Raw genomic sequence first — 6,348 nt, forward strand, 5'->3', positions numbered from 1 at the left:
AACCAACGGCACGAGGCCCTCACCGCCCTACAGCCAGCTCATGAGCCTTCTTGTGCGCGGCAATTGGGTCGCGCTTGCGACCGGTGCTCGGCGCTCATCTCGACTTTCGCCTGCAAGTGGCGGCCAGGTTTCGGGTCGCTCGAGCTGCGGCGGTAGCACCGTGAGCCCGTTGCCGATCGAGCCGAAGAGCTGACCCTCGTTGAGGCCTTTGGCTTGCGCCAGATTGGCGCCGCTCAAATCGGCGCGCATCAGCCGGGCTCCGCCGAGATCAGCCTTGTCGAGATTGGCGTTGCGCAGATTGGCGTAAGAGAGATTGGCGCGATCGAGACGCGCATGGGTCAAATCGGCCTCGGACAGATCGGCGCCTTCGAGATTGGCCTCCGACAGGGTGGCACGGCCGAGCCTTGCCCCGCGCAACCGCGCGTTCGCCAAATTGACCGGCCCTCCGGTGAGCGGGCCCAACTGGCATTCGATCACTGAGGGAGAGATGCCGGTGAGATCGGGGATGATCCAGGGATAGTCGTCGCGCCAAGCGTTCCACGCGCGCGCGCCACGTCGCAGAATCTCGCTCCACTCTGCGGGCCCACAACGCAATATATCCATGGGCTCTGGGACGCACACCATCGCCACACACTCAACGCCACAGATTTACTGGAACAGGTACGCAGAACTAGAACGCAGAACTGAAGCCAGGAACGTTAGAGCAAGTCGGCGGGCATTCCCATCGTGCTTTGACAGAACGATGACGGTTCTTGAGCGTGCGTGGCGCGCAAAACACAGTGCGCTTCGCCGGCGCGACGATCGCTGCGCCGCAGAGTCGATCGTTCGGCGGCCGCAACTGCCGGCGCACCATCGGCGTTTGTCTCGCCTGGAGAACCACTTATGCCTGAGAGTGGAACCACAACGGCAGAACTATCGAGACGCGATGCAGCCAAACGAACGAACCGCTCCTCAGGACGCGCGCGCGTTTGGCAACGAGACCCTGGCTCTCTCCATGCGGGACACGTGGCGGCCAAGTCACGGCCGGCGGCCTAGGCGCAAAGGCCGGCAAAATCACCAATAAATGAACGGCTTGCCGGACGTGACGGCTGGCAGCATGTGGCCCGGCGCGTCATAGTGCTGACCGCCTTCTTGAGAGGTCCAGATGACTCCAGCCGCCCTTATTTTCGTGGTTTGCCGCGCTCTCGCCGATCAAGGGCCGTTGGACGTGAACGGCTTCCCCGTCGACGGCATCAAGCTCGACTATGGGACCTGCCGCAACGAGATCGTGCAGATTTACGACCAGACCGAAGGCCGGAGCACCGCGCAGCATCCCGACCTGTCCAATCCCAATGTCTGCTCGCGCATGTCCTTGATGCAGACGGCGCCTTGGGAGAAGGATCATCCAGGCTGGTATGTGCGGCAGGTGAAGTGCCCGCATCCTGACGGCACCTTCCCCGGTGACACCGACGTCTAGCGGGCGCGGGGGCTCGATGCAGATTGGCTTAAGAGTCAGGCCCCGAGGAGCTTGGTCAGCATGCCGAGTTCGTCTTGATTGAGATCCGATATTGCCCAGAAATCGTATTCGCCGTCGCTCCAGTTCTCGATGTTGTAGCCGTTGCGGCGAAGCTGCTCGTGGCGCATCGGCCCGCTTGCGTGAGGCATGATGAACACGTTGATCACGCGGTCGCGGCGGCGGAACACGATCGCCGCCACTCTGCGCCCATCGAAATAGTCGACCCGGCCTCCGACCAGGGGGAAGCCTTGCGTCGCAAGGTCGCGCACCTTCGGCGCAAAGACGCATCAGCCGTCGATGCGGGGCGAGATCGTCGTCCTGCCGCAGTAGTCGCTGCAGCGGGCCATGCGGTCGGGTTGAGCGCTACGGCGTCGTCCCGATCGCTTGCCCTCCGCGTGGGCATCGGCTTTTCGCCGCGATAATCGTAGAAGCCGCGCTTGGTCTTCCGCCAAATTGACGCCCCGAGAGTGCGGTCGCCTTACGGAGCCGTGACGGTAATCACATTTGGTGCCGGCAAATCCTTCGCTGAGCTTTGTAGCGCCCAGAGGTCAGTCAGAAGTTGGATGATTCGGCTCGACGTATCCAATCTGCCTGAGGGATCAACTCTGATTGTGAACGGCTGGCCATTGTACTTAACCGACATCTCACCAGGATCTGGGCGCCGAGGTTCGATCGAAAAGAGATTGAATGGGGACTGGCCAGCGCCGTACTCCAACGCGAGGGAGTTGCCCACCCCCGTCCCCAGTCCTAGCTCCGTCCTGACCATTTCTCCGAGAAAAAAGATAATTTGCTCCAGAGAACGCGTCGTTAGTCTTATGCCCAGCCCAGCCACCTGAAGTTGATTATGGATAGACGAGCTTCTAGCTGCCTTAGATCCACAGTAGTATGCACCGCCTATTGCGATAGTAGTTTGTTTTATTGGTCTTCCATTCTCGTAACCCAGCGCGATGACAAGGGGATCACGAGGCGGGGTAGAAACAGAAAAATGTACATAGCGATAAGGATACCTCACGCGGGAAAAACAAAATCTGTACCCTCCTTTTTCAGTTTTTAACTGGTACTCATTGTTCACTTTAGCGAGATTTATTCCGCTTGTGCCCGACGATCCCAGCACGGCTGCAACTATTCTCGGATCCTTTACCTCGGCCGCTGTCAGACTTGGCCCCACCGTGTCGGTGGTATTGACGGGCTCCACGGTGAGCCCGTTCTCAATGAGAGTGTTGATAGCGGAGACAAATGCAAAAAACGTGTCTGGATTATGAGCACTCCCATGAAGCGTGTATCTGATTTTTCCCGAATATAGTTCGATATCCGAGATAAATAGCGGAAGTAATTGCGATGGATTAAGACCATTGAATTGGCCAGACAAATAATATGCAATTTGCTGCATCTTTAACGGCGTCTGTATGCCCCTATAAAATTCCTGAGTATTTAGGTTTGCTATATTGAATGTGGTGTTTGCATTCAAGCTCGTGCCAGCTGTCACATTTGGGCTGATATTCGCCATGCGTTGCTGGTTGCTGGCCAGGCCATTTAGCGGAATTGGGAAAAAGGACCCGGAGGACGCACCTAGGCTTCCATTTGCGGTAGACTGTCCGGACACGGTAGAAACATCGGTGAACTGGAGGGGATTTGAATAGGCGGCACGAAGAATGTTGAGCAAAATTGCTGCGCTTTTCGCGTCCGCTGTTTCATCGTTGTAGTGGGTAGCCCGGGGGCCGAAATGATCGATTATTCCGCATCCGCAAAGAAGAATAATCGATAAGGATGCCGCCGCTTTCGCGAAAACGGCGCGAGCATGTTCGAATGGCTCGGACATTCGCGCCCCGCTTTCGCAATGAGGTTCCACTGCAAAACAAAATGTCCAGAATCAACACTTAAGTGTAGCCTCCGCATGGGCGCAACCGGCTTACCCAGGTTGTCACCGTTGTTAACAAGGAGGAACCCATGGCCAACACGAAGGAAGGGGAACCGAAACGAAAGGGCCGCAGCCAAAAGGCAACAACGGCGCGACCGAAGAAGGCAAGAAGCAAGACGGTTCCCTCCCCAGGGCGTGAACCTTCAGTGGAGCTTGGAGATACCGGAGCGTTCAAACCTGGAGCAGGCACCTCAAATCACGTGTTCACAGGCATGATAAAGCGAACTGAGGAGGACGACCCAATAGTGTTTGCATTGCCCGGCGAAAGCTCGCGCTGGGTCAAGATACCCACCAATCAGATCGCGCACATGCTGTTCGTATCTATGATTAGATGCGACGGTCAGAGTTACCAGTTGGTGCAAGTTTTTCTGGAAGACCCGACTTCTGAAGCAGCCACCACATTCGCCGACTTAGCTGACTTGTACAGCGCTGCCCTCGCTGCTCCCGTGCCTATGCCCGAGTCACCTGCGCCGGAGGTCAAGGGCGAAGTCAATATGATGGCGCGAAGAGCATCGCCCACCTCCTGGCCTGGGCCGGGGCGAGGACCAACGCCCTGCCATTGGGATTGGAAACTAAGGCGCTGGATTTGTTAGAGAAAAGTCCACTGAAGCCGCAATCGCCCATGGCGTACCGATATACGCCCATTGGAGCGAAATCGAGCCCTCAGCGTGTGGGCATCGGCTTTTCGCCGCGATAATCGTAGAAGCCCCGCTTGGTCTTCCGCCCGAGCCAGCCGGCCTCGACATATTTCACCAGCAGCGGACAGGGGCGGTATTTGGAGTCCGCCAGTCCCTCATACAGCACCTGCATGATCGACAGGCAGGTATCGAGCCCGATGAAGTCAGCGAGCTGCAACGGGCCCATGGGATGGTGGGCGCCGAGCCGTATCGCCGTATCGATGGCATCGACCGAGCCAACGCCCTCATAGAGCGTGTAGACCGCCTCGTTGATCATCGGCAGCAGCACGCGATTGACCATGAAGGCGGGGAAGTCCTCCGACACGGCGGTGGTCTTGCCCAGGCTCTCCACGAACTCCTTGGCGCGGGCGAAGGTCACGTCCTCGGTGGCGATGCCGCGGATCATCTCGACCAGCTCCATCACCGGCACCGGATTCATGAAATGAAGCCCGATGAAGCGTTCCGGACGGTCGGTGGCGGCGGCGAGCCTGGTGATGGAGATCGACGAGGTGTTGGTGGCGATGACAGCCTCTGACTTGAGGAACGGACAAAGCGCCACGAAGATCTTTCGCTTCACCGTCTCGTCCTCGGTCGCCGCCTCGATCACCAGGTCAACGTCGGACAAGCCCTGAAAATTCTCGGCATAGGAGATGCGTGACAGCGTCTGCTTGCGCTCCTCTTCGGTGATCCTGCCCGAAGCGACCTGGCGGGTGAGATTCTTGTCGATCAGCTCGAGCGCCTTGTCGACCTTCTCCTTGGTCAGGTCGTTGAGCACGACCTCGTAGCCTGCAAGCGCGATCACATGCGCGATGCCGTTGCCCATTTGCCCGCTGCCGATGATCCCGATCTTGCGAATGGGCGTCATGTCATTCTCCTGCGGCGAAGGCTCGGTCAGAATTCCCTTCGCGCCAACTATTTCGTCCATGGTCATTCCTCATGCACCCGCTGGCTCAATACCCTGCCTTTTTCAGCTCGGCGTCGAGCTCGGGCAGGACGGTGAACAGATCGCCGACGAGGCCGTAATCGGCAACTTGGAAGATCGGGGCCTCGGCATCCTTGTTGATGGCGACGATTACCTTGGAATCCTTCATGCCGGCGAGGTGCTGGATGGCGCCGGAAATGCCCACGGCGATGTAGAGCTCAGGCGCCACCACCTTGCCGGTCTGGCCGACCTGGTGATCGTTCGGCATGTAGCCGGCATCGACCGCAGCACGGCTTGCACCCACCGCCGCACCGAGGCGATCGGCGAGCGGCTCGATCAAGGTCTTGAAGTTCTCGCCCGATTGCATGCCGCGGCCGCCTGAGACGACGATACGCGCCGCGGTGAGCTCGGGCCGTTCGCTCACGCTGATCTCGCTCTTCTCGAAGCTCGACAAGCCAAGCGCCGCAGGCGCCTCGATGACCTCGACCGAAACGGACCCACCTTCGGCGGCCGAGGCGAAGGCCGTGGTGCGGACGGTGGCGACGATCTTCTTGTCGACGGTCTTGACCGTCTCGAGGGCGTTCCCGGCATAGACCGGGCGCACGAAAATGTCGGGTGCCTTCACCTCGATGACGTCGGAGATTTGCGCTACGTCGAGCAACGCCGCCACGCGCGGAGCGACGTTCTTGCCCATGGTGGTCGCCGGCGCGAGCAGCACGTCATAATTCTGCATCAGCGGCACGATCAGATTGGCGACCTCTTCGGCCAGGCGCTCTTTGAGCTGCGGTGCTTCGGCGAGCAGCACCTTGCGTGACCCGGCAAGTTTGGCGGCAGCTTCGGCAACGGCGCGGCAAGTCTCGCCGGCGACGAGAATATCGACCTCGCCGCCGAACTTCTCCGCAGCGTCGAGCGCCTTGGCCGTCGCCGGGGCCAGAGTTTTATTGTCGTGCTCGGCGAGAAGCAGGACCTCCATCTAGAGCACTCCCGCCTCGTTCTTTAGTTTCTCGATGAGGATGGCGACGCTGTCGACCTTGATGCCGGCCTCGCGGCCCTTCGGCTCGGCCACGCCGAGCACTTTCAGCCGGGGCGCGATGTCGACACCGAGCGCCTCCGGCGTCGTTTCGTCGATCGGCTTCTTCTTGGCCTTCATGATGTTGGGCAGCGAGGCGTAGCGCGGCTCGTTGAGCCTCAAGTCGGTGGTGATCACCGCCGGGCGCGAAAGAAGCAGGGTCTCGAGCCCGCCGTCCACCTCGCGCACCACTCTCACCTTGCCGTTGTTGAATTCGATCTTCGAGGCGAAGGTCCCCTGTGGCCAGCCGAGCAGCCCCGCCAGCAT

8 protein-coding genes are annotated in these 6,348 nt (G+C 59.5%); 2 read left to right on the plus strand and 6 right to left on the minus strand.

Annotated elements, in window-relative coordinates; all coding sequences use genetic code 11:
- Positions 1-27: 27 nt before the first annotated feature.
- Entirely contained in the window at positions 28-603 is a 576-nt protein-coding gene (locus ACREC7_RS09380) for a pentapeptide repeat-containing protein (protein ID WP_431555417.1), read from the minus strand.
- 541 nt (positions 604-1,144) lie between these two features.
- On the opposite strand from ACREC7_RS09380, the gene ACREC7_RS09385 reads away from it, so the two are divergent.
- Positions 1,145-1,456, plus strand: a complete 312-nt coding sequence (locus ACREC7_RS09385) for a hypothetical protein (RefSeq protein WP_431555418.1) — start codon at positions 1,145-1,147, stop codon at positions 1,454-1,456.
- A 35-nt stretch (positions 1,457-1,491) separates the two neighbouring features.
- Here the strand turns inward: ACREC7_RS09385 and ACREC7_RS09390 are convergent, their stop codons facing one another.
- Both ACREC7_RS09390 and ACREC7_RS09395 read right to left on the minus strand, forming a co-directional pair.
- Positions 1,492-1,764 (minus strand): anti-sigma factor family protein, encoded by a 273-nt coding sequence (locus tag ACREC7_RS09390; RefSeq protein ID WP_431555419.1) that lies wholly within the window; start codon positions 1,762-1,764, stop codon positions 1,492-1,494.
- Between the two features lie 209 nt (positions 1,765-1,973).
- On the minus strand, positions 1,974-3,314 hold the full coding sequence (locus ACREC7_RS09395; RefSeq protein ID WP_431555420.1) for a hypothetical protein: 1,341 nt from the start codon (positions 3,312-3,314) through the stop codon (positions 1,974-1,976).
- Positions 3,315-3,442: 128 nt separating this feature from the next.
- On the opposite strand from ACREC7_RS09395, the gene ACREC7_RS09400 reads away from it, so the two are divergent.
- Complete coding sequence (locus ACREC7_RS09400) at positions 3,443-4,006, plus strand: hypothetical protein (RefSeq protein WP_431555421.1); 564 nt, start codon at positions 3,443-3,445, stop codon at positions 4,004-4,006.
- Positions 4,007-4,076: 70 nt separating this feature from the next.
- On the opposite strand, the gene ACREC7_RS09405 is transcribed toward ACREC7_RS09400, so the two are convergent.
- From ACREC7_RS09405 to ACREC7_RS09415, 3 genes are all read right to left on the minus strand, one after another.
- Complete coding sequence (locus ACREC7_RS09405) at positions 4,077-4,955, minus strand: 3-hydroxybutyryl-CoA dehydrogenase (RefSeq protein WP_431555424.1); 879 nt, start codon at positions 4,953-4,955, stop codon at positions 4,077-4,079.
- A gap of 85 nt (positions 4,956-5,040) precedes the next feature.
- Positions 5,041-5,985, minus strand: coding sequence for an electron transfer flavoprotein subunit alpha/FixB family protein (locus ACREC7_RS09410; protein WP_431555422.1), 945 nt, complete (start codon positions 5,983-5,985; stop codon positions 5,041-5,043).
- Positions 5,986-6,348: electron transfer flavoprotein subunit beta/FixA family protein (locus ACREC7_RS09415; RefSeq protein ID WP_431555423.1), on the minus strand; the 363-nt coding region annotated here is incomplete at its 5' end.

It is taken from the genome of Methyloceanibacter sp., from assembly GCF_050728395.1.
Lineage (GTDB): Bacteria > Pseudomonadota > Alphaproteobacteria > Rhizobiales > Methyloligellaceae > Methyloceanibacter.